At 70.2% G+C, this 23,159-nt stretch carries 18 protein-coding genes; 14 read left to right on the plus strand and 4 right to left on the minus strand.

The genetic code is table 11. From position 1 onward, the window contains the following. From AB0F40_RS06405 to AB0F40_RS06420, 4 genes are all read left to right on the plus strand, one after another. Window positions 1-488: hypothetical protein (locus AB0F40_RS06405; protein WP_357465293.1), on the plus strand; the 488-nt coding region annotated here is incomplete at its 5' end. Then, window positions 488-1,117 (plus strand): hypothetical protein, encoded by a 630-nt coding sequence (locus AB0F40_RS06410; RefSeq protein ID WP_357465294.1) that lies wholly within the window; start codon window positions 488-490, stop codon window positions 1,115-1,117. The genes AB0F40_RS06405 and AB0F40_RS06410, both read left to right, overlap by 1 nt. Further along, a complete protein-coding gene (locus AB0F40_RS06415; RefSeq protein ID WP_357465295.1) occupies window positions 1,114-2,424 on the plus strand; it encodes a M23 family metallopeptidase in 1,311 nt (436 codons plus the stop codon). Before AB0F40_RS06410 ends, AB0F40_RS06415 begins: the two co-directional genes overlap by 4 nt. 143 nt (window positions 2,425-2,567) lie before the next feature. Then, window positions 2,568-4,097, plus strand: coding sequence for an MDR family MFS transporter (locus AB0F40_RS06420; RefSeq protein WP_357465296.1), 1,530 nt, complete (start codon window positions 2,568-2,570; stop codon window positions 4,095-4,097). 336 nt (window positions 4,098-4,433) lie between these two features. On the opposite strand, the gene AB0F40_RS06425 is transcribed toward AB0F40_RS06420, so the two are convergent. Further along, entirely contained in the window at window positions 4,434-5,699 is a 1,266-nt protein-coding gene (locus AB0F40_RS06425; RefSeq protein ID WP_357465297.1) for an SMI1/KNR4 family protein, read from the minus strand. A gap of 53 nt (window positions 5,700-5,752) precedes the next feature. On the opposite strand from AB0F40_RS06425, the gene AB0F40_RS06430 reads away from it, so the two are divergent. Further along, window positions 5,753-6,703 (plus strand): ribose-phosphate pyrophosphokinase, encoded by a 951-nt coding sequence (locus tag AB0F40_RS06430; RefSeq protein ID WP_357465298.1) that lies wholly within the window; start codon window positions 5,753-5,755, stop codon window positions 6,701-6,703. Between the two features lie 15 nt (window positions 6,704-6,718). Here the strand turns inward: AB0F40_RS06430 and AB0F40_RS06435 are convergent, their stop codons facing one another. Next, window positions 6,719-8,158, minus strand: a complete 1,440-nt coding sequence (locus AB0F40_RS06435) for a CCA tRNA nucleotidyltransferase (protein WP_357465299.1) — start codon at window positions 8,156-8,158, stop codon at window positions 6,719-6,721. Window positions 8,159-8,307: 149 nt separating this feature from the next. Here AB0F40_RS06435 and AB0F40_RS06440 point away from each other — a divergent pair, with 149 nt between their 5' ends. The 8 genes from AB0F40_RS06440 (at window position 8,308) to AB0F40_RS06475 (ending at window position 19,202) form a co-directional block, all read left to right on the plus strand. Further along, complete coding sequence (locus AB0F40_RS06440) at window positions 8,308-8,943, plus strand: NUDIX hydrolase (RefSeq protein WP_357465300.1); 636 nt, start codon at window positions 8,308-8,310, stop codon at window positions 8,941-8,943. Continuing rightward, entirely contained in the window at window positions 8,940-11,189 is a 2,250-nt protein-coding gene (locus tag AB0F40_RS06445; RefSeq protein ID WP_357465301.1) for a DUF6049 family protein, read from the plus strand. The genes AB0F40_RS06440 and AB0F40_RS06445 overlap by 4 nt, the downstream gene beginning before the upstream one ends. An 84-nt stretch (window positions 11,190-11,273) precedes the next feature. After that, the gene (murJ, locus tag AB0F40_RS06450; protein WP_357465302.1) at window positions 11,274-13,001 is read left to right on the plus strand and encodes a murein biosynthesis integral membrane protein MurJ; all 1,728 of its coding nucleotides are present in this window, start codon (window positions 11,274-11,276) and stop codon (window positions 12,999-13,001) included. 179 nt (window positions 13,002-13,180) lie between these two features. Next, the gene (locus tag AB0F40_RS06455; protein ID WP_357465303.1) at window positions 13,181-15,055 is read left to right on the plus strand and encodes a hypothetical protein; all 1,875 of its coding nucleotides are present in this window, start codon (window positions 13,181-13,183) and stop codon (window positions 15,053-15,055) included. A gap of 184 nt (window positions 15,056-15,239) precedes the next feature. Continuing rightward, window positions 15,240-16,235, plus strand: a complete 996-nt coding sequence (gene trxB, locus AB0F40_RS06460) for a thioredoxin-disulfide reductase (protein WP_357465304.1) — start codon at window positions 15,240-15,242, stop codon at window positions 16,233-16,235. Window positions 16,236-16,305: 70 nt separating this feature from the next. Next, complete coding sequence (gene trxA / locus AB0F40_RS06465; RefSeq protein ID WP_357465305.1) at window positions 16,306-16,632, plus strand: thioredoxin; 327 nt, start codon at window positions 16,306-16,308, stop codon at window positions 16,630-16,632. A gap of 175 nt (window positions 16,633-16,807) precedes the next feature. After that, window positions 16,808-18,118 carry a PLP-dependent aminotransferase family protein gene (locus AB0F40_RS06470; protein WP_357465306.1) on the plus strand — a complete coding sequence of 437 codons (1,311 nt, stop codon included), beginning with the start codon at window positions 16,808-16,810 and terminating at the stop codon, window positions 18,116-18,118. Between the two features lie 46 nt (window positions 18,119-18,164). Beyond that, a complete protein-coding gene (locus AB0F40_RS06475; protein ID WP_357465307.1) occupies window positions 18,165-19,202 on the plus strand; it encodes a D-alanine--D-alanine ligase in 1,038 nt (345 codons plus the stop codon). Window positions 19,203-19,287: 85 nt separating this feature from the next. Here the strand turns inward: AB0F40_RS06475 and AB0F40_RS06480 are convergent, their stop codons facing one another. Next, complete coding sequence (locus AB0F40_RS06480) at window positions 19,288-20,562, minus strand: ParB/RepB/Spo0J family partition protein (RefSeq protein WP_357465308.1); 1,275 nt, start codon at window positions 20,560-20,562, stop codon at window positions 19,288-19,290. A 97-nt stretch (window positions 20,563-20,659) separates the two neighbouring features. After that, window positions 20,660-21,862 carry an AAA family ATPase gene (locus AB0F40_RS06485; protein ID WP_357465391.1) on the minus strand — a complete coding sequence of 401 codons (1,203 nt, stop codon included), beginning with the start codon at window positions 21,860-21,862 and terminating at the stop codon, window positions 20,660-20,662. Between the two features lie 660 nt (window positions 21,863-22,522). Between AB0F40_RS06485 and AB0F40_RS06490 the strand changes: the two genes are divergently transcribed. Continuing rightward, window positions 22,523-22,786, plus strand: a complete 264-nt coding sequence (locus AB0F40_RS06490) for a hypothetical protein (RefSeq protein ID WP_357465309.1) — start codon at window positions 22,523-22,525, stop codon at window positions 22,784-22,786. Window positions 22,787-23,159 lie beyond the last annotated feature (373 nt).

Below are 23,159 nucleotides of genomic sequence, written 5' to 3' on the forward strand. Positions count from 1 at the left end.
ACGGCCGCGGCAACGCCTGGACGACGGCCGCGCGCACGGTCCAGGACGGGTCGCCCGACGGCGGACGCACCGGCACCGAGCCGCTGCCGGAGGGCTCGAACGTCGGCGAGAAGCCGTCGAACGAGCCCAGCCCGCACCTGCCGCCGACGGCCGGCGAGCGCCTCAGCGACCGGTTGGGCAGCGCCCGCCGCACGGGGACGTCGGTCGCCCTGCAGGCCGGATCCATGGTCGCGAGCGGTGGCACGTCCAGCGCCGCGGTCGGTGCCTCCAAGGCGCTCAGCGTGGTGCGCAAGGCCAGACAGGCCAAGCAGGCGCTCGGGGCTGCACGGGGCCTGGGCCGGCAGGGCGAGCGGTCGCAGAGCGCCGCGCGGCTTGCCCAGTCGCTCAACGCGGCGCGACAGGGTGGGGCGCCGCAGGCCGGCGGGCCCCAGCCGTCGGCGATCGTGCACAACCCCGGTCGCCGTCAGATGCGAGGGCTGGGCCGCTGATGAAACGTGCAGTCATCGTGGTGATCACGGTGGTCGTCCTCGCGATCGGCACCTGGATCGGCTGGCCGCGCGAGGGCGGCCCCGTGGACCCCACCACGCAGGAGAGCGCGGGCGCCCTCGCGCCCGGGGCGCAGGACGACTTCGACGGTTCGGCGGGTACGGCTCCCGAGGCGGATGCCGGGCAGCCGCCGGCCACCGAGGAGGTCGAGGGGCAGCCGGCGGCCGGCGACCCGGCGATCGAGGTGTCGGCCGAGCCCGAGTTCGACGAGACGGCGCCCAGCGAACCTGTCGAGGCGGCCTGGGACGAGACCGTCCGCACGGCAGCGCGCGACGCCGCCGGTGCCACCGTCGCGGCGTTCGCGGCGACGGACCAGAGCGCGGACGACTGGTGGTCCGGCCTGAAGCCGCTGCTCACGCCGCAGGCGCAGCCCGTCTATCAGGACGTCGACCCGCGGCTCGTGCCGGTCACCTCGGTGACCGGCGAGCCGAAGGTCACCGACGAGACGTCCACCTTGCTCGCCGAGGTGGCGGTGCCTACGGACATCGGCAGCTACACGGTGCTCCTGACCCGGGCCGACGGCGCGGCCCCCTGGCTCGCCGAGCAGATCAGGCCGCCGGAGGGGTCGTGAGCGGCCGGGGCACCGCCGAGCTGGCGACGCGGGTCGCCTCACAGGCCGTCCGGTCCCGGGGCCGGCGGCCGGGCCGAGGCGTGCGGAAGGACGACCCGACCAGGCGTGCGGTGCTCGTGCTCGGCGTGCTGGTCGCCGCCGTCATGGCGGTGCCGGCCGCGGTGATCGCGATGGTCGTCCTGGTGGGCGGCGCCGTCAGCGAGAACCAGTCGCAGAACGGCTGCAGCTTGTCGGCGTCCGTGGTGCCGGCCGAGGGCCAGGCCACGTCGGCCGGGGGCTTCACTGGCGAGCAGCTGCAGAACGCGTCGGTGATCCTGCAGGTGGGCCAGGAGCGGGGCGTTCCGGGCCGGGCGCAGGCCATCGCCGTGATGACAGCCCTGGGCGAGTCCGGGATGCGCAACCTCGACTACGGCGACGACCGGTTCGGGGTGCGCAACCCTGACGGGACGCTGACCTCCTCGATCGGCATGTTCCAGGAGCAGAAGTGGTACGGGACGGTAGAGGAGCGTCTCGATCCCGTGCAGTCGTCGGGCCGGTTCTACGACCGGCTGCTCGCGGTCACCGGCTGGGAGACGCTTGAGCCGACCATCGCCGCGCACAAGGCGCAGCGGAACGCCGACCCGTACCACTACCAGCAGTACTGGGAGGATGCCCTCCGGGTGATGCAGCTCGTCAGCGGGGCGGACAAGCAGGACCTCACCGCGCTCTCCCAGTCCATCCAAGGCGCTGCGGCCGGCGCACCCTGCATGAGCGGTTCGGTCGGGAACGCCGCCGTCGGCACCGGCGGCTGGGCCAACCCGGCAGTCGGGTCCAAGGCGTCGGGGTTCGGGCCGCGCAGCACGGGTATCGCCGGTGCCTCGACGTATCACCTGGGCCAGGACATCGCGGCGTCGTGCGGCACCCAGGTGTTCGCGGCCGCGGCGGGGCGCGTGGTGATCTCCGGGGCGACCGGCTGGGGCACCGGCAACACGATCCGGATCGAGCATGGCAACGGCCTCGACTCGACCTACGGTCACCTGCTCACCGGCACCAACCTGGTTCGGGTCGGCGACACGGTGCAGGCAGGGCAGCAGATCGCGTCCATGGGCGGTGACTCGCGGATCGACCCGGCGGGTGCGGGCACGTCGTCGGGCTGCCACCTGCACTACGAGCTGCGGGTGAGCGGGCAGGCGGTGGACCCGGAGCCCTTCATGGCCCAGCAGGGCGTGACGCTCGGGGTGGCGGCCCCAGTGATGGAGTCGGTAGCTCCGGGGGACGCGCAGGACGGTTCGGAGCCGGGTATGGAGCCTGCGGAAGCGAACCGATGATTTCTGCTCACCGCAGACGTCGGTAAAAAGAGGTCGCGATCATCGCCGGGAATACCCGACGATGATCCGGCGTCGTTAGACGTAGGTCGTGTGCAGTGTCGCTCCCGATCTCGGCCCGCGCGCACCGTACCGAGAGGGAACGCATGAGTACCGACACCATTGGCCCGCCCGACCAGCTGAGCGATCCACCCACGAACGGGCCTTCGTCGACCGAAGCAGCGCCCGGAGCAGCCGTCCTGTCGCGCACCGACAAGCTGGCCCCCGGCCACTTCCGGGCGATTGCGCTGCTCATGGCGAGCGCGTTCACGGTGATCCTGAACGAGACCACGATGTCCGTGGCGCTGCAGCCGATCATGGCCGACCTGAACATCACTGCGACGACCGGCCAGTGGCTCACCACGGCGTTCTTGCTGACGATGGCCGTCGTCATCCCGGCCACCGGGTATCTCATCAACCGGCTCGGCACGCGCCGTGCGTACCTGCTGGCGATGTCGCTGTTCACGGTGGGCACCGCACTGGCGATCATCTCGCCGACCTTCGCTTTCCTGGTGACCGGTCGAGTGGTACAGGCCATCGGCACCGCGATCATGATGCCGCTGATGATGACGACGGTCATGACCATCGTTCCGGCGCACATGCGCGGGCGCGTCATGGGTAACGTCACGCTGGTCATCGCACTGGCGCCGGCCCTCGGGCCGACAGTCTCGGGAGCCATCGTGGGCCCGCTCGGCTGGCGCTGGGTGTTCGGCGTCGTACTGCCGATCGCGGTGCTCGCGCTGGTCGCGGGCATGCTCTGGATCCGCGACGTGTCCGAGAAGGACCACCACCACCTCGACCCCGTGTCGCTCCTGCTCGCGCTGGTCGCGTTCGGTGGCGTCGTCTGGGGCCTGTCCGGCCTGGGCGAGGCGGCGCAGCACAGTGCGCCGATCAACCCGTGGATCCCCCTGGGCGTGGGGCTCATGACGCTCGGCCTCTTCATCTGGCGGCAGGTCGCACGCCAGCGCACCAATTCCGCACTGCTCGACCTGCGCACGTTCCTGCAGCCGAACTTCCGCCTCGGCGTCGCGATCATCGCAGTCGCGATGATGGCGATGCTCGGCACCATGGTCATGCTGCCGCTCGTGCTGCAGGACGCCCTGGGGATGGCGCCCCTCACCGTCGGCCTGATCATGCTGCCCGGTGGCGTCGCGATGGGTCTGCTGGGTCCGGTCATCGGTCGCCTGTACGACCGGGTCGGCCCGCGCCCGATCATGGTCCCCGGCACCGTGCTGGTGACGGTCGCGGTCGGCATGCTGGCGTTCCTCACGACCGAGACCTCGCTGTTCTACGTTCTCGGTGCGCACATCGTGCTGATGGTCGGCCTGGCCTCCGTGTTCACGCCGCTGTTCAGCTCGGCGCTCGGGGTGCTGCGGCCGCACCAGTACTCGCACGGTTCGGCCACGATCAACACCGTGCAGCAGGTCGCCGGTGCCGCGGGCACCGCGCTGTTCATCGCCATCATGACCATCCGGTCGGAGGCGTTGATCGAGTCCGGGTCCTCGCCCGCCGAGGCCATGACCGGCGGTGCTGGTCTGGCCTTCGGGATCGGCGCAGGGGTGATGGTCGTGACCATCGTCCTCGCGGCGCTCGTCAAGCGGCCGGAGAACGACGGCGAGTTCCACGGGGGTCACTGAACCGCTGTCCGGCTCGATCGGGCCGTAGCGCGACGAGGGCAGGAATCCAGGTGCGGGTTCCTGCCCTCCGTCGTACCCGGGTCCACGCGGGGCGCTCCGGGGCGGCTCCGGGGCGGCTCCGGGGCGCTCCGGGGCGCTCCGGGGCGAGGTGTACTCGACGGGCACCGGCCAGGTCTGCTGAATCACGTTCACCGCTGCACCGAGAAGTTCAGCCAGGCCGAACACTTCAGCACAGCCCGCATTGACCGGCACCAGCCGAACACAGTTCACGTCTGCTGGCACCCTTCGAACCAGTGCACCTCACAGCGGGAATGGATTCGAGCACCACGTGCCGCACTATCGATCGAAGAGGCGGCCGAGCAGGCTCTTGTGCTCCGGGCGGGTCAGGCGGGTGACCTCGATCGGCGCCAGACCCCGTAGGTCGAGCAGCCGGTTCGCCGCCGAAATGGCGTCCGTCAGTGCCGGTGGATGCGTCCGGTCGGGCACCAGCCCGGCGGCCTTGAGGGTGCTGGGCACCGTCCCCGCGTCGAGTCGCTCCACCCATTCGGCAGGGTCGAGGTTCAGGAACTCGTCCTGCCGCTCAGGCTCCCCACCCCGCCGGTCGACCCCACCCCGCTGGCCGAGCTTGTCGAGACTCGTCCGCCTCCCCACGAGCAGCGCCGCCAGGCTCTCCGCCCGGTACACGGCCCCGGCCCGCGTCTCGTGGTCGAGCAGCACCACCTGCCCCACGTGCCCGTTCACGCCCGGCGCGAGATCGACGGCGTAGACGTTCCCCGCGCCGTCGGACCCGACGGGGAACCAGAGCGGTGAACCGATCGCCGCCTGCACCCGGCCTGCGGGGTCCTCGCTCGCGAACGTCGCAGCGTCGGCGGTCCAGGTATCGAAACGCGCGGCGGGCAGGAACGCCTCGCGCAGGAGGCTGTCGTTCAGCGGCACGATCTCGAATCCGCCGAACAAGCCCTCCTCAGGTGGCAGCTTCAGGCTGCCCGACCCGGCCGCCGCGTACAGCGCACGCACCTCCTCCGGCAGGTCGATGCCGTCGGGCAGGCCGGCACTTGCGGCGGCGATCGCCTCGGGAGCCGCACCGACGGCGTCGGGCATCCGGTCCCTGATCACCCGCGTCACGGCGTCCGGGTCGGCCGACGGCGCCGGTGCGGCGCCCGGCACCGGCTCGATCAGCTCCAGGTACTGCCTCGGAAGTGCCCCAGGCTCCAGCACCACCTCGAGCAACGGCGCGGACGACCCGGAGACGACGGCGGGCGGCAGCGCGACCAGCTCGACCGCATCGTCGTGGGAGCGGGCAGCGGCACGGACCCGCACGAGCTGCTCGGCGTCCGGCGTGAGTTCGGCGATCGCCCGCAACGCATCGTCGAGATCGGCCTTGGGACCGCGGTCACCGGACCGTGCGGCCGCGCGGGCGAGCTCACGGTAGTGGTCGCGACGGATGTCGGCGTCGCCGTCGTCCAGGTATCTGCCTTGCCACGCGCCCCGCCCGACGGTGCCGACGAACTCGCTGACTTCAGTCGAGGGCGGCGCGGAGCGACGCAGCGCGTCGACGAACGGTTCCCAGGTCTGCCAGTCGGTGAGGCGCACGATCCACATGATGCCGCCTCCCTGCTGGGCGTGCGGGCTGGACGTTCCGTAGACTTCCAGCCATGGCCGAGGTGCGGGTCTTTGCTGGTACCGGGGGTCAGCGCTTCGCTCACGAGATGTGCGCTGATCTCGACGTCGCGTTGAGTCCGATCAAGATCCAGCGCTTCGCGAACGACTGCCTGCAGGTCCAGCTCTTGGAGAACTGCCGGGAGCGCGACATCTACCTCGTGCAGTCCGTGGTGCGGCCGGCGCAGGAGAGCCTGATGGAGCTCCTGCTGATGGTCGACGCCGCCAAGGGCGCGTCCGCCGGCCGGATCACCGCCGTCATGCCGCACTTCGCGTATGCCCGCTCGGACAAGAAGGACGCGCCGCGCATCTCGCTCGGCGGCCGCCTCGTCGCGGACCTGCTGGAGACGGCAGGCGTGAACCGCATCCTCACCATGACGCTGCACGCTCCGCAGGTGCACGCGTTCTTCCGGGTGCCGACCGACCAGCTCAACGCGCTGCGCGAGCTGGCGTCACACTTCCTGCCGAGCGACCTCTCGAAGGCCACTGTGGTGTCCCCCGACCTCGGCAACGCGAAGAGCGCTTCGGCGTTCGCCAAGATGCTCGGTGTACCCGTCGCCGCGGCCGCGAAGGAGCGGTTCGACGGCGACCGGGTCGAGATCACGTCCCTGATCGGCGACGTCACGGGCCGCGACATCATCGTGCTCGACGACGAGATCGCCAACGGTTCCACGATCATCGCCATCCTCGACCTGCTCCGTGAGCACGGCGCACGCAGCGTGCGGATCGCCTGCACGCACGGAATCTTCGCCAACGACGCGGTCCGTCGCATCGCGGCCGATCCCGACGTCGTCGAGATCGTCACCACGAACACGGTGCCGTCGGCAGGGCTGCTAGCGCACGACAAGCTGACGGTGATCAGCGTGGCACCGGCGTTCGCGGAAGCGGTACGCCGGATCCACAGCGGCGAGTCGGTCAGCGCCCTCTTCGACCCGACCCACGTCTGACTGTGGGCGGTGACGTCAGCCGCGCTCAGCCCACCACTTCTTCAGCTCCTCCGTCGCCACGTCCGCACCCAGCGGGCCCTTCTCCATGCGCAGGCTCAGCAGGTGCTTGTACGCCTCACCGACCTCGCGCGACGGCGAGATCCCGAGGATCGCCATGATCTGCGTACCGTCCAGGTCCGGGCGGATCGCGTCGATCTCCTCCTGCTCACGCAGCACGGAGATCCGGTTCTCCAGGTCCGTGTACGCGTCCGACAGCCGCTGCGCCTTCCGCTTGTTGCGCGTCGTCGAGTCGGCGCGGGTGAGCCGGTGCAGCCGCTCGAGGAGGGGACCGGCGTCGGTCACGTAACGGCGGACCGCGGAGTCGGTCCATGCCCCGTCGCCGTAACCGTGGAACCGCAGGTGCAGCTCGACGAGCCGCGACACGTCCTTCACCACCTGCTTCTCGAACTTGAGCGCCTTGAGCCGCTTGGCGGTGAGCTTCGCTCCGACCACCTCGTGGTGGTGGAAGCTCACACCGCCGCCGGGCTCGAACCGGCGGGTGGCGGGCTTGCCGATGTCGTGGAGCAGCGACGCCAGGCGCAGCACCAGGTCTGGGGCCGGCACCGCGCCGTCGGGCCCGGTCTCCTGCGCGATCGCCTGCTCCAGCACCGTGAGCGAGTGCTGGTAGACGTCCTTGTGCCGGTGGTGCTCGTCGATCTCGAGCTGGAGCGCCGGCAGCTCCGGCAGCACCTGCTCGGCGAGGCCAGTGTCGACCAGGACCTCCAGGCCGGCGCGCGGGTTGTCGCTCAGGAGCAGCTTGGTGATCTCCGCCTGCACCCGTTCCGCCGACACGATCTCTATCCGCTCGGCCATCGCGACCAGTGCGGCGAGCGTCCCTTGTTCCACGTGAAACGAGAGCTGGGCGGCGAACCGCGCGGCACGCATCATGCGCAGCGGGTCGTCGTCGAACGAACGCTCGGGCGCGATGGGGGTACGAAGCACGCCGGCTGCGAGGTCGCTCAGGCCGTCGAACGGGTCCACGAACGTCAGGTCGGGCACACGCACGGCCATCGCGTTCACGGTGAAGTCGCGTCGCGACAGGTCGCCTTCGAGCGAGTCGCCGAACTCGACGAGGGGCTTGCGGGACGCCGGGTCGTACTTGTCGGTCCGGTACGTCGTCACCTCGACGACGACGTCCCCCCGGCGGGCCCCGATGGTGCCGAACTCCCGCCCGATGTCCCAGTTGGCGTCGCCCCAGCGCGCGAGAATCTTCTGCGTCTGGCTCGGCGAGGCGGACGTCGCGAAGTCGAGGTCGTTGCTCGTCCGGCCGAGGAACGCATCCCGCACCGGCCCGCCGACCAGCGCGAGCTCGTGCCCCGCGGCACGAAACTGGTCGCCCAGCTCGAGCGCGGCGGGCGCCATCTCGGTCAGCACGCCGAGCGCGCGTCGCAACAGATCCTGCTCAGGGGTAGACACAGCCCAAGATTGTCCCAGACGTGACACGACAACACGCACCGCTAGATCGAACCGCCCGGGTTTCGATCAGTCGCGCCGATGCACGCCGTGCCCGAAACCGCCCACACCCCCTGACCAGACCAACCGTGCTCAGTCGGTAGTGTTGGGGCATGTCCACCCCTGTTCCGGCGAGCGACCGTCCAGACGGTCGCCCGGACGTGCCTCCGCCACCCGGCGGAGCGCCGTTGCGGGTGAATCCTGCCCGACGTGCCGCTTCGACGAGCAGCCCGGCACACCTGCCCATCGTGGACGAGACGTCCGCCGGGGGCCTGGTCCTGCGGGGCGGATCCGAACGTCCCGAGGAGTTCAGCGCGGCAGTGCTGCTGCGCAGGAACCGCACCGGCCGGCTGGAATGGTGCCTGCCGAAGGGGCACCTCGAAGGCCGGGAGACGCCACAGGAAGCGGCGATCCGCGAGATCCACGAGGAGACCGGGATCCGCGGCTCTATCCAAGCGGAGCTCGGCGTGATCGACTACTGGTTCACCGGTGAGGACCGGCGAGTCCACAAGGTGGTGCACCATTACCTCTTGCGCGCGGAGGGCGGTCGCCTGACCGTGGAGGACGATCCGGACGGCGAAGCCGAGGACGCTCTCTGGGTCAGGGTCGACGAGCTCTCCCAGCGCCTGTCGTACCCGAACGAGCAGCGGCTGGCCGCCGCCGCCCTGGACCTCCTCGTCTCGTCGAGGAGCCTCCGGGACGCGCTGCGCGCTGACGCCTTCCCCACGGAGCGCCCCGACCTGCCATGACGCAGCACCCCGACATCTCCCGCAGTCCCGCCCGCCTCTGGGCCGCCCGCCGCACCGGCAGGATGAGCGCCGTGGTCCTGGCGGCCGTGCTGCTCGTCGGGTCAGCCGCCGTCCCGGCGACCGCCACCGCCCCGTCCGCCGGCCAGGCCCCTGTGCCCGCCGACGCCGTGGCCGAGCACGTCCCTGCGGCCCCCTCCGACAAGGGCCCGCTCGGCGTCTCGATCATCAAGATCTCGCATCCCGTCGCGAAGCGTGGCGACGAGGTGACCATCCGGGCACGGATCACCAACAACACCGATGCCACGGTGTCCGGAACGACGGCCCAGCTGACCGTCGACTACCTCGCACTGACCTCCCGCGAGCAGATCGCGGCATGGTCCGACGCCGAGCTGCTCGACCCCGTCTACGGCGAGCCCACCGACGAGTCGATCTCCAAGCTGGCGCCCGGCGCGTCCACGAACGTCTCGTTCACCTATGACCCCGGCTTCCACGCCCTGCAGGGATTCGGCCCACGCCGGCTCGCGGTGAGCGTCAACGACGCCACGGGCCGCCTCGGCGTCGCCCGCACGTTCCTGATGTACGACGCCGACGGCACCGAGCGCGCGCCCATGCAGCTCAGCGTCCTGGCCGCCGTGACGAGCCCTGCGACGGATCCGTCCGACCCGGACGCGGCCGAGATCGAGCTCGCCCAGCAGGCCGCCGAGGGCCAGCGCCTCGACGGCGTGCTTCGAGTCGCGGAGGACACCGACCTGTCGCTCGCGATCGACCCCAACGTGATGGGCAGGGCTTCGACGTCGGAGGACCCGGCGCTCACGGAATGGTCCGAGCGCATGGTCGCCGCCGCCGAGCAGACGGCCACGTACACGCTCCCCAACCATGACCTGGACCTCGCCGCCCTCGCGCACGCCGAGGTGTACGCCACGGGCCGGCGGAGCTTCGTGCGCGCACCCCGCATCCCCGACTGGACAGTCCCCGAGAGCTGGGACCGGACCCTGGCATGGCCCGCGGACGGTGTGGTGCCCGATCTCCAGACGCTCGACCTCGCCGTGTCCATGGACAGGCAGCACGTCGTGGTCGGCGCGGGCGGGTTGGCGTACGACGGCTACGGCACCCTGACCGGCCGGGCGGACGTCGCGACGCCGTCGGGCACAGCGCACGCAGCGGTCACCGACAGGACGATGACGCAGACCTTCGTGTCGGCGACCGATCTGTCGGCGGCCGGCTCCGCGTCGGCAGAGAGCACCACGGACACGTCGGCGGAGGCCTCGACAGCCTCCACCGCAGCAGAAGGTGCGCAACGTCTGCTCGCGGACACCGCCGCGATCGTCAGCCAGACGCCGGCCGACCCGCCGACGGTCTTCATAGCGGCTCCTCGCACCTGGACGCCCGAAGCCGAGTCGGCGATCTCGATCCTCGACACGCTCGACAAGGCGCCCTGGGTCGACACGACGACGCTCGACACGCTCTTTCAGCAGGACGCACAGAACGAGGGCCGCGCTCCCCTGCCGAAGCACCGGCCCGCCAAGGCGGAGATCAGCCCCAGCGATGTGGCAGCGCTCGAGCGTGCTCGCGACGCCGTCGTCACCTTCTCCTCCGTCGCGGGCGAAGAGGCTGGACAGATCTGGCGCCCGGGCGTCGTCCGCCTGATCGCACCACTGTCGGTCGCGCATCGCCAGGACCCGGGGCGGAGGTCGTCGACGGTCCAGCAGGTCCTGCAGACCACGAACGAGCTGACGCACGAGTCCGTCACGGTCGTGCCCCGCGAGGACATCAACTTCATCACGGACGTCGGCAAGATCCCGGTGCGCGTCCGCAACGGGCTCGACCTGGACGCGACGGTCACCGTGGTGCTTCGCCCCGACCATCCGCGACTCACCGTCGACGCCCATAGCGAGGCGACGATCCCGGCGGGTCAAGAGGTGGACGTCCAGGTGCCGGTGCGCGCCATCGGCTCCGGCGACGTCGAGGTCACCGCACGGATCCAGACGCCCACCGGCGCGAAGATCACCGACAACTCGTCGTTCCAGGTCCGCGTCCGCGCGGGCTGGGAGGAGGTCGGCACCTGGATCGCCGCCAGCCTCGTCGCGCTGCTGTTCCTGGCCGGGATCTGGCGCACGGTGCGCCGCGGAAAGTCCCCGTACCGTGCCACCAGCAAGGACGTCGAGGAGGCGACCGGCACATCGGCCGAGGCGCTGGAGCCACCGCCGACCACCTCTGCGAGCTCCGTGGCCGTCCCGGCGGAGTAATGTTTCGGCCGCCGTACATGTCGGCAGCACCACACCGGGCAAGGCCCAGACCACGGGAGTAGTCGCTTGACCCAGGAGAACACCGTGACCGTACCGACCGATCCCGCCTCGGACCCCAGCGCCGAGGCCGCGAGCGGTCCGGGCGAGCCCGCCACCCCGCCGTCGTCCAGCGGACTGGGCCGCAACTCGCTGGTGATGGCGGCCGGCACCGCGGCCTCGCGCCTCGGCGGCCTGGTCCGCAACATGATGCTCGTGGCCGCGATCGGCTCCGCCGGCACGGTCGCGAACGCGTTCGACGTCGCGAACAAGCTGCCCAACGTGCTGTTCGCGATCCTCGCGGGCGGGATGCTGAACGCCGTACTGGTCCCCCAGATCGTCAAGGCGTTCCGCGCGCACAACGCGCAGGAGCGGATCGACAAGCTGCTCACGATCTCGGCAGTCGGCATCCTCGCCATCACCGCGATCCTGACGGGCGCTTCGGCATGGGTCGTCATGCTCTACACCGACGGCTGGACCGCCGAGCAGCTCGCCCTGGGCACCGTGTTCGCGTACTGGTGCATCCCCCAGCTGTTCTTCTACGGCCTGTACACGCTGCTGGGCCAGGTGCTCAACGCCCGCGAGCAGTTCGGGCCGTTCATGTGGGCGCCCGTGGCCAACAACGTGGTCTCCGTCATCGGGTTCGGCGTCTTCCTCGTGGTGTTCGGCACCGCTCCGGAGCTCGGGATCAACGATCTCGCCGAGTGGGACACGCCACGCACGATCCTGCTGGCGGCCACGGCCACCCTCGGCATCGTGGCGCAGGCGCTCGTGCTGCTGGTGCCGCTGCTGCGCTCGGGCTTCCGCTGGAACTTCCGGCTCGGGCTGCGCGGCATCGGGCTGCGCTCGGCCGGGTCGGTGGCCATCTGGACGTTCGCCGCGGTGGTGCTGGAGCAGGCAGGCGTTCTCTACCTGACCCGGGTCGCGGCCGAGGCCGGTGCGTCCGGCGGGGCAGGCGTCGAGTTCGCCGGTAACGCTGCCTATACCCAGGCGCTCCTGATCTACCTGCTGCCGCACTCCCTCGTCACGGTCTCCATCGCGACGGCGCTGTTCACCGGGATCAGCAAGGCGGCGCAGGAGGGCGACACCGACCGTGTCCGGGCCGATCTGTCCTTGGGCCTGCGCACCGTCGGCGTCTTCACCGTGTTCGCAACCGCCGCGCTCACGGTGCTGGCTGCGCCGGCCACGGCGTTCATCGTCCCGACGGCGGGCGAGGAGGGCACCGCCCTCATCGCGCCCGTGCTGGTCGCTCTCTCGTTCGGCCTCGTGCCGCTCGGTGGCATGGCGCTCATGAAGTGGGTCTACTACGCCTACGAGGACGGTCGCTCCGTCTTCTGGATCACCGTGCCGTCCACGGCGGCACTGGTGGCCGGGCTGATCGCCGCACAGATCTGGCTGGCGCCGCAGTACTGGGTCATCGCCGCCGGTGCGGCCTACGCCCTGTCCAACTGGATCACGGTGCTCCTGCGCACCGGTGGCCTCAGGAAGAAGCTCGGCGGGCGGCTCGACGGCGGACGGGTGCTCGCCCTCCACGCCAAGACCCTGCTCGCCGCCGCCCTCTCGGGGCTGGCCGGCTGGGGCGTGTACCAGCTGGTCGGCGGGTTCGGCGCACTCTCGTTCGGGAGCGGCTGGGTACTCACCATGCTCAGTGGTCTGTGGGTGACGGCGCTCTGCGGCCTGGCCATGCTCGTGGTCTACGTGCTGCTGCTCCGCCTGTTCCGGGTCCGGGAGCTCGACCGCCTGCTCGGCCCGTTGCTCGCGCGACTCAAGCGCTGACCCCCCTCCGCCGTCCGCCCTCATCGTGGCGGCGGCGGAGCAGGCGGTTGATCCGCATCTCGGTTGCGGAGGGACGACATTTCGGCGGCTTGTCAGCGGTTCCGCGTAGCATGGCGACGGTGCCTGACCCTTGCGGTCACGCACCTGCTACTGTCCCCCGACCGAGCGAGGAGGTCCGCGTGAGCACCGTCGAGCCAGGCAACGTGCTGGTCGAGAGATACAGACTGAGCCAGCAGGTGTCCACCGACCTTGCCGCGGCAACCGCCTGGGAGGCGCGCGATCTGATCCTGGACCGCGAGGTGCGCGTCACCCTCGTGACCGGACCTTATGCGGGTGATGCGCTCGACTCGGCCCGCCGCGCGGCGCTGGTGACCGACCCGCGCCTGGTCCGGGTGCTCGATGCCGGCTCGGACTCCGACGGTCGCAAGTACGTCGTCACCGAACCGCACACCGGCACCACGCTGACCGAGATCGTCTCGAGCGGTCTGGTGGACGAGCAGCAGGCCCGGGCGATAGTCGGCGAGGCTGCCTCCGCTCTGAGCGTGGCCCGGGCTCGCGGTGTCCACCACACCGCGCTGCGTCCGGAGGCGGTCCGGGTGGACGGCCACGAGGTGCGGGTCACTGGCCTGGGGCTCGACGGCGGACTCGCCTCCGGCGACACGCTCAACGGCAAGCCCGCGCAGCTCGATGCCCAAGGCCTCGTGGCCCTGCTCTACTACGCGATGACAGCGCGCTGGCCGGGGCAGGACCTCGAGGCCGACTGGATCGCGAAGGACACCCTGATCCCGCTGCCCGCGCAGCTCGACGACTCCGGCGCTGTGGCGCCGCTGTCCACGCTGGTTCCCCACGTGGACGCCGACATCGATGCCCTGGTGAGCAGAGCGTTCAACGCGCCCGGCAGCACCGACGGACCGATGAACCCCGACGACGTGACCACGGCCCTGACGCCGTGGGGAGAGGTTTCCGTAGTGGCATCGCTGCCTGGATTTGTGCAGCCCGAGCCGGAGGGGCCGCGGCGGCAGTCCATCGCCGACGCTTTCGGGGGCGAGGGCACACCGCCCGTACGACGCCCCGTCACCGGCCGGATCGCACGCAATGACGAGACGATGGCGATGGGGGCGGGCAACGTGCCCGCCGGCTACCCGGAGCCGCAGAACGAGTACACCTACGAGCCGCAGGCGTACGGCGGGCACTCCCCCGTGCCGCCGCCTCCCCAGGAGGGCGCCCCGTCCGGCTACGACCAGTTCGGGCAACCGGTCGCACAGGGCCAGCTCGGTTATGACCAGGCTCAGTACGCGCAGGCTCAGTACCCGCAGGAGGGCGCGCCGCAGCAGTACCCGCCGCAGTACGCCCCCGGCGGGTATGACCCCAACGGCGGCTATCACGAGCAGGACGGTGGGTTCGCGACCCAGCCCGCGCCCAAGCGCGGGGGCGTGAACCCGACGCCGATCGTGCTCGGTCTCGTCGGTGTCGCCGTGGTCGCCGGCCTGATCTGGGCCATCAACGCCGTCCTCTCGCCGACGCCGGAAGTCATCGCCGATGCCTCCCCGACCCCGACGGTGAGCGCCTCCGCAGGTGGCGAGAGCGAAGGGGAGGGCAGCACCGCGCCGTCACCGCCCCCGGAGACGGAGGCACGGCCGGTCATCGATTCGGCTGCCCTGCTGGGCACGCTCGACCTGGACGGTCAGACGATCGACCACCCGGAGGCGGTCGAACGCGCCTACGACACCGACCCGGCCACCTTCTACTACACGACCACGTACCAGCAGGCGGCCTTCGGCGGGTTCAAGGACTCGCTGGGGATGGAGCTGCGGCTCCGGGAGCCGGCCCCGGTCACCAAGGTGGAGCTGCTGACCAACACCCCGGGCGGCAAGGTGCAGATCCTCAAGGGTGGCGCAGGCGGCGAGGTGCTCGCCGAGGGCACGTTCGCGGAGACGACGACCTTCGAGCTGGACGAGCCGGTGGTGGGCAACTCGTTCACCATCTGGATCACCGAGCTGCCGCAAGTTCCGGACGGGTTCCGGCTGGAGCTCAGCGAGGTCGTGCTGAGCTAGTCACGCACAGGTAGCACTGGGGGCGCGGAGTCGACAGCTGACTTCGCGCCCCTAGTTCTTCCGTCGCCACCACCCATACATCGACATCTGTCGATATTATGTGGCGAGACTCACGCCTGCGATCGCGCCGCGGTCGACATCGGCTGGAACACTGGGACCCGCCCGCGTGTTGTTGCGTGTGCCCATGGAACTCGAGGAGATCGCCTTGACCGAACAGACCACCGCTCCGGCTGCCGGGACAACCGACGCCCCCGTGCTCGACGTCGTCATCGTGGGGTCCGGCCCCGCGGGATATACCGCAGCCATCTACGCAGCGCGTGCGGGCCTCGCGCCCGTCGTCGTCGCGGGCTCGGTCACGGCCGGCGGCGCCCTGATGAACACCACCGAGGTGGAAAACTTCCCCGGCTTCCCCACAGGGATCCAGGGTCCCGACATGATGGACGCCATGCGCGAGCAGGCCGAGAAGTTCGGCGCGAAGGTCGTCTGGGACGACGCCGAGCAGGTCGAGCTGACGGGCGACGTCAAGACGATCGTGACCGGTGGCGGCGACACCTACCGCGCCCGCTCCGTCATCCTCGCCACCGGTTCCGCGTACCGCGAGCTGGGTCTCTCGGACGAGAAGCGGCTCTCCGGCCGCGGCGTCTCGTGGTGCGCCACCTGCGACGGCTTCTTCTTCCGGGACCAGGACATCGCCGTGGTGGGCGGTGGCGACTCCGCGATGGAGGAGGCGACCTTCCTCACGCGGTTCGCCTCCAAGGTCACGGTCGTGCACCGCCGCGACGGCCTGCGCGCCTCCAAGATCATGGCTGAGCGAGCCATCGCGGACCCCAAGATCGAGTTCGCGTGGAACAGCGAGATCGCCGGGATCACGGGTGACAACAAGGTCGCGGGCATCAGCCTGCGCGACACCGTCACCGGCGAGATCCGGGACCTGGACGCGACCGGCCTCTTCGTCGCGATCGGTCACGAGCCCCGCACCGACCTGGTCAAGGGCCAGGTCGACCTGGACGAGAACGGCTACATCCTTGTCGAGGGGCGCAGCACTCGCACCAACCTCCCCGGCGTCTTCGCCTGCGGCGATGCCGTCGACCACACCTACCGCCAGGCGATCACGGCCGCCGGCTCGGGCTGCTCCGCGGCGCTCGACGCCCAGGCGTTCCTCGACTCGCTGAACGACTGAGCTTCCGGCCGGCTCCAACCGGCCCCGCCCCGCTCGGCCCCGTACGAGGCCATGAACAAGGAGATGCTGGATGAGCACCACAAAGGTCACCGACGACACCTTCAAGACCGAGGTCCTCGACTCTGACATTCCCGTATTCGTCGACTTCTGGGCCACCTGGTGCGGACCGTGCCGCATGGTGGCGCCGATCCTCGAGGAGCTCTCGGACGAGTACGAGGGCAAGATCAAGATCGTCAAGATCGACACCGACGAGAACCGGCAGACCGCCATGGACTACGGGATCGTGTCGATCCCGACGCTCAACGTCTACAAGGGCGGTGAGGTCGTGAAGTCGATCATCGGCGCCCGTCCGAAGCGTGCGCTGACAGAGGAGATCGAAGAGGTCCTCGCGGTCTGACGGTCGCACACCGCGACCGTGCCGCTGGGGAGAGCGCGTGTCCGGATCCGCGCCTGGTGAGGTCACCGGGTGGGGTCCGGGCACGCGCTCTCCGTCGTCGTGAGCCCCGTCATCTCACCGTTTCGCCACGAACAGACACGGAGCCGCACACGGCCCGCGTGCGAGACTGGGCCGCGTGAACGAGCTTCCCGACACCGCCGGAAACCGCCTCGACCCGTGGTTCGGTTCGTACGCGGCACGAGCGCACGGCATGCGGGCCTCGGAGATTCGAGCGCTCTTCGCGGTCGCGAACCGTCCTGAGGTCGTGTCGCTGGCAGGTGGCATGCCGTATCTCGAGGGGCTTCCGCTCGACGTCATCGCCGACACCATGCAGCGGCTCATCGCCACCAAGGGCACCACTGCCCTGCAGTACGGTTCGGGCCAGGGCGAGGAGAGCCTGCGCGAGCACATCACGCAGGTCGTCGCGCTCGAGGGTGTGTCTGCCCACCCCGACGACGTCGTCGTCACCACCGGTTCGCAGTCCGCGCTCGACCTGGTGACCCGCATCTTCGTGGACCCGGGTGACGTGGTGCTCACCGAGGCGCCGTCGTACGTGGGTGCGCTCGGCGTCTTCCGGTCCTACCAGGCCGACGTCGTCCAGGTACCGCTCGACGCCGACGGACTCGTCCCCGCGAAGCTCGACGCGGCCCTGACGCGGCTCACGCGTGCGGGCCGTCGCGTGAAGTTCCTCTACACGGTCCCGACATTCCAGAACCCGGCGGGCGTCTCGCTGTCGGCCGAGCGCCGTCCACAGGTGCTGGAGATCTGTCGTCGGCACGGTGTCCTCGTCGTCGAGGACAACCCGTACGGCCTGCTCGGGTTCGACGACGAGCCGATGCCGGCACTGCGCTCCTACGACACCGACGGTGTCCTGTACCTCGGCTCGTTCTCCAAGACTTTCGCTCCCGGGTACCGGGTCGGGTTCGTGATCGCTCCGCACGCCGTGCGGGACAAGCTCGTGCTGGCCAGTGAGTCGGCAGTCCTCTCGCCGTCGAACGCCTCACAGCTCGCCGTGGCGACCTACCTCGAGACGTGCGACTGGAAGGCTCAGATCAAGGACTACCGAGAGCTCTACCGCGGACGACGCGACGCGTTGGTCGGTGCGCTCGGCGAACACCTGCCCAGTGCCTCATGGAACGTGCCGAAGGGCGGGTTCTTCGTGTGGGTGCGGCTGCCTGACGGTCTGGACGCCCGGGCGATGCTGCCCCGCGCGGTCACCGCTCGGGTCGCGTACGTACCTGGCACCGCCTTCTACTTCGACGGCAGCGGCTCGAACCACATGCGCTTGTCGTTCTGCTTCCCCACGCCGGCCCGGATCCGCGAGGGCGTGCGCCGGCTGGCCGGCGTCGTGAACAGCGAGTCCGAGCTGGTGCAGATCTTCGGCACCTCCGCACGGCCCGACCCTGACACGGACGACGTCGAGGGTCCCGCGCCGGACCTGGCGTGACGTTCTGATCTGCTGACCCGTTGACCTCGACCGAGTGAGTCTCTCGATGACCCCTTCCGCTCCCGCCCCGTCCGCGCCGGCGCCGTCCGCCACCACCGCCGGCTCTTCGTCCGCACCGGCGAGGTGCCACACCACGGACGGCGCTCCCCTGGTGGTGGTTCTCGCCGGTGGCCTGTCGCACGAACGGGACGTGTCCCTCCGTTCGGGGCGCCGCGTCGCCGAGGCGTTGCGGTCCACCGGCCTCGAGGTCGTCGTCCACGACGTCGACGCTGATCTCCTGACATTCCTGCGCGAGACCCGGCCCGACGTCGTCTGGCCACTGCTGCACGGCGCTTCCGGGGAGGACGGCTCCGTGCGCGACGTGCTCGACATGCTCGGGCTGCCGTACGTGGGCACTGGCCCGCGGGCGAGTCGCGTCGTGTGGAACAAGCCCATCTCCAAGGCCGCCCTGCTCGAGGCGGGTCTCGCGACGCCCGACTACGTGACCCTCCCCCAGAGTCTGTTCCGGGATCTCGGGGCGCAGCCGGTGCTCGACACGATGGTACGGCGCCTCGGGCTCCCCCTGGTCGTCAAGCCGACCGAAGGCGGCTCTGCGCTGGGCGTCACCGTGGTCACCCGCGCCGAAGACCTGCCTCGCGCGATGGTGGAGTGCTTCGCCTACGGTGAGACCGCCCTCATCGAGCAGGCGATCACCGGCGTCGAGCTGGCGATCAGCGTGATCGACGGCCCTGGCGGGCCTGAGGCCCTGCCCGCCGTGGAGATCGTCGCGGACGGTGGGTACGACTACGCAGCCCGCTACGTCGCCGGCGAGACGGAGTTCTTCGCGCCCGCTCGTCTCACCGCGGACCAGTCCGCCCAGGTGGCCGACGCCGCCGTCCGCGCACACGAGACGTTGCACCTGCGGCACCTGTCCCGCACGGACCTGATCCTCGACGCCACGGGCACGGCCCACATCCTCGAGGTGAACGTGGCGCCGGGCATGACAGAGATGTCGCTCCTACCGCAGGCGGTAGCGGCGAGCGGCCACGACCTCGCGGCGCTGTACCGCACGATCGTCGACACCGCGCTGGTCGCCGCGCGGTAGCGCGCTAAGCTCCGTTCCACGTGAAACGACGCCGGGCCGGCATCCCTCGGGATGCCGGCCCGGCGTCGTTCGTTGCGGGTACTCGTCAGGCGTCGGACGGCGGCTTGAGCAGGCCGCGCTCCTCGGGAGCCATGACGTTGAGAATCCGGTTGAGGTCCTCGACCGAGGCGAACTCGACGGTCATCCGGCCCTTGGTCTTTCCGAGTGCCACCTTGACGCGGGTCTCGAACCGGTCGGAGAGCCGGGTTGCCAGCTCGTCCACCGCCTCGCTGCGGGTACCGGCGCGCGGTGGCTTGCGGGTCTTCCCGTTGCCCCCGTCGGACTCCGTCAGCATCACGATCTCCTCGGTCGCACGGACCGAGAGCCCTTCCGACACGATGCGCTGAGCGAGCCGCTCGATCTCCGCGCCGTCACTCAGACCGAGCAGTGCGCGAGCGTGACCGGCGGAGAGCACTCCGGCGGCGACGCGACGCTGCACCAGCGGGGGGAGACGTAGCAGCCGCAGGGTGTTCGAGATCTGCGGGCGACTGCGGGCGATCCGATTCGCGAGCTCCTCGTGCGTGCACCCGAAGTCGTCCAGGAGCTGGCGATAGGCCGCAGCTTCCTCGAGCGGGTTCAGGTCCGAGCGGTGCAGGTTCTCCAGCAGCGCGTCGCGGAGCATGTCGCCGTCATCGGTGTCACGGACGATCGCCGGTATGGTCGCCAGCTCAGCAGCCTGCGTCGCCCGCCAGCGTCGCTCGCCCATGATGAGCTCGTACTCGCCGGGGTGCTCCTTGTCAGGGCGGACGACGATCGGCTGGAGCACGCCGATCTCCTTGATCGACTCGACGAGCTCGTCGAGGTCGCCCTCGTCGAAGACGGTCCGCGGCTGCCAGGTGTTCGGCCGGATCGCGGTCACGGGCAGCTCGGCGAACCGGGCACCCGGGACGGGCACGAGCTCTCCTGTTTCACGTGAAACGTCGGCTGCCTCGCCCTCCTCGCGGCTGAAGAAGGTGTCGTCAAGTGCCGAGGCGCTACCGCTCTCCGCCGCCTCGTTGGCCACCGAGAGGCGCCCGCTGGCGATAGCGGAGTCCCACTTCACGGTGCTGGGACGAGGCCCGGAGTTCTTGACCGTCTTCTTCTCCGTGACCGGCTCGATCGCGACTGTGCTGACCGAGACGGTGGCCACCGGAATCTCGTCCGTCACGTCGAGCGCCGGCGACGGGCGCTCCTCGACTACCGTCGCGACCGATCCACCGAGTGCGTTGTCTGCGCCGTCAGGCTCGCCCGGTCCCGCGCCCGGGGCCTGCTCGTCCAGCTCCGGACCCGTCGGGATCAGGGCGCCCAGGCCCCGCCCGAGCCCGCGTCGCTTCGCACTCATCGTGTCTCCTCGTCGGTGCCGGTCACGCGCCGAGCGCGGACGGGCTTCGTCTCCATCGTCACGGTGCCCAACCGGCCCCGTCCGTCACTGCGGACCATCAGTCCTGCGCCCCGACCGGCTCTGCCTGCATCGCGCGGCGGGGGCTCGACCCGCCCTGACCACGCTCGGCCAGTTCACGGGATGCCTGAAGGTACGCCAGCGCGCCGGTGGATGTCGCGTCGTAGGTCATCACCGTCTGGCCATAGCTCGGCGCCTCCGAGATACGCACCGAGCGTGGGATGGTCGTCTTGAACGTCTCCGCCGGGAAGTGAGACCTGACCTCCCCCGCCACCTGCTGCGCGAGGTTCGTGCGGCCGTCGTACATGGTCAGCAAGATCGACGAGACACGCAGTTCCGGATTGAGGTGGGACCGGATCAGGTCGATCGTCTTCAGCAGCTGGCTCAGCCCCTCGAGTGCGTAGTACTCGCACTGGATCGGGATGAAGACTTCACGGCCCGCCACGAACGCGTTGACCGTCAGCAGTCCGAGGCTCGGCGGGCAGTCGATGAGGACGTAGTCGATGCGCTCCTCGCCGGCAGCGACGCGGTCGTCGAGGTACTTGTCGATCGCCTTTCGGAGTCTCGTTTCACGTGAAACGAGCGAGACGAGCTCAATCTCGGACCCGGACAGGTCGATGGTCGCCGGCACCCCCCAGAGGTTCGGGACGTCGGGGCACTGCTGGACCGTGCTGGCCAGAGACTCCCCCTCCACGAGCACCTCATAGACCGACGGCGTGCCCGCACGGTGCTCGATCCCGAGCGCCGTCGAAGCATTTCCCTGCGGGTCGTTGTCGATCACCAGCACGTTCAGGCCGGACTGCGCCAACCCCGCAGCGACGTTCACCGTCGTCGTGGTCTTGCCGACGCCGCCCTTCTGGTTCGCGACCGTGATGATGCGCGTCTTCGGCGGGCGCGGGAACCGGCGCCCTTGAAGCTCGATGCGCCGGCGAGCGTCCATCGCAAGCTCGGCGGCGACAGGAGTCGTGTCGTCAACGGCCGGGACGGTTGCGATGAGGGCTGACCGACGCTCGTCATCGCCACCGTGCGGGCCGCCCGTGGGCTGCTGCGTGCCATTGGGCGTCTGCGCGGACCCAGACGTTTCACGTGAAACACCGGGAGCGGAGAGGCTCTGCACAGGAATCGGATCCGTCACGCGGACACTGTAATCGCTGGCCGTGACTTCTGGCTCGGACTCCGGCCCAGTTTCTCCGCCGAAATGTGTGAGTTCCGCGTCGACAAGGACGACTGACTCGTCCTCCATCACCCGCGAACCCGACCCGATGACTGCGGGAGCCGCGTTGACCGCCGCGTCCAGTGCCTCGCTCGCACGCCGGATTGCGTCGGCCGGGACCGGCCGATCGGACGGCAGCTCCTCCATCCGATCAGGATCGTCGTCCTCGAACGTCGTGCCAGTCGCCTCGTTGGAGCCTTCCGGCGAGTCCGGCGAGTCCGGTGGCTCCTGTGACTCCAGCGAGTCCGCTGTGGTTGCCCCCTCGGCGGTGGCGGCGGCCACTGTGACGTCGGAGCTCTGCTGGACCTTTCCGGAAGTATCCATCGTCACCGACTCGATCAGCTGGCTCAGCGCAGCCACGTCTTCTCCCTCAACCCCGGGCCGGTCCTGGCCCCACACCTGGTCACGCGGTCCCTCGTTCACCATCACGGGCTGCGGCAGAGCCATGTCCTCGGACGACGGAGCCTGATCCGCTTCCTCGGCCGGCACCGGGTCGGTCGCGATCGACTTCGGTACGTTCGGCGCGCTACCGCCCGGCAGGCCAGTCTCGGAGGCGCCCGGGGCAGAAGTCGCTGGCACGGAAGCGCGCGCCACAAGAAGGCTCGTGTCGACGAGGTCAGACCGGCCAGGCGCACCCTGACCGGACTCCGCCGCGAGCTCAGGATCGGGCCCGTCGACCGGACCGTCGGAATGCTCGCCGAACGTGGTGTCGACAACTGGCCCTACCGGCTCCTGCTCGCCACCCGCCTCGGGACCCGCCATATCGCCCGGCATGTCACCCGGCATGTCACCCGGCTCGTCACCCGGCTCGGCGCGACCGAACGGTGGTTGGGCGTCGGCCGGCGACTCCTGCGGACCTGCGTCGGTGCCACCCGACGTCGCCTCCCCCGGCCCGTCCGCGACATCCGGCTCGGACTGTTCCGCGAGCACGGCGACTGCCGACACCTTCTCTGACACTGACGCCTGGTCCGAGGTAGCCCCGGCCGACCGGGCTACCTCCATCGCGGACTCCCTCACCGTGGAGTCCGATTCCACAGCGGACGAGTCGGGCGCCGCGGCAGCAGCAGCCGGCGCCGCAGACTTCGCTGCCGCTACTCGCTTGGACTTTCGTCTGAAGAAGCACACGCGTGTAACGCTAAGGTCGCAAGCCTGCTCAAGCGTGTCGAAACGCCGGGTCCAGAGTGATCAGATCCTCTTCCTGACGCCATTTGAGCCCAGGGCCTCCCGCTTGGCTCCGTCAGAGCGTGCTGTCGCCGCTATTGACCGAATCCTCCCGCAAGCAGGGCGCGGTCTCCGATGGAGCGCGTTTCACGTGAAACCGCGCTCG

The organism is Promicromonospora sp. NPDC023987 (genome assembly GCF_040639055.1).
Classification (GTDB): domain Bacteria; phylum Actinomycetota; class Actinomycetes; order Actinomycetales; family Cellulomonadaceae; genus Promicromonospora.

Coding starts and splice junctions, on each gene's coding strand:
- AB0F40_RS06485 (WP_357465391.1), bottom strand. CDS start 21,862: ATGGAGGACGAGTCAGTCGTCCTTGTCGACGCGGAACTCACACATTTC.
- AB0F40_RS06445 (WP_357465301.1), top strand. CDS start 8,940: ATGACGCAGCACCCCGACATCTCCCGCAGTCCCGCCCGCCTCTGGGCC.
- trxB (WP_357465304.1), top strand. CDS start 15,240: ATGGAACTCGAGGAGATCGCCTTGACCGAACAGACCACCGCTCCGGCT.
- trxA (WP_357465305.1), top strand. CDS start 16,306: ATGAGCACCACAAAGGTCACCGACGACACCTTCAAGACCGAGGTCCTC.
- AB0F40_RS06425 (WP_357465297.1), bottom strand. CDS start 5,699: ATGTGGATCGTGCGCCTCACCGACTGGCAGACCTGGGAACCGTTCGTC.
- AB0F40_RS06420 (WP_357465296.1), top strand. CDS start 2,568: ATGAGTACCGACACCATTGGCCCGCCCGACCAGCTGAGCGATCCACCC.
- AB0F40_RS06480 (WP_357465308.1), bottom strand. CDS start 20,562: ATGAGTGCGAAGCGACGCGGGCTCGGGCGGGGCCTGGGCGCCCTGATC.
- AB0F40_RS06440 (WP_357465300.1), top strand. CDS start 8,308: ATGTCCACCCCTGTTCCGGCGAGCGACCGTCCAGACGGTCGCCCGGAC.
- AB0F40_RS06490 (WP_357465309.1), top strand. CDS start 22,523: ATGCTCGCCGAACGTGGTGTCGACAACTGGCCCTACCGGCTCCTGCTC.
- AB0F40_RS06475 (WP_357465307.1), top strand. CDS start 18,165: ATGACCCCTTCCGCTCCCGCCCCGTCCGCGCCGGCGCCGTCCGCCACC.
- AB0F40_RS06410 (WP_357465294.1), top strand. CDS start 488: ATGAAACGTGCAGTCATCGTGGTGATCACGGTGGTCGTCCTCGCGATC.
- AB0F40_RS06430 (WP_357465298.1), top strand. CDS start 5,753: ATGGCCGAGGTGCGGGTCTTTGCTGGTACCGGGGGTCAGCGCTTCGCT.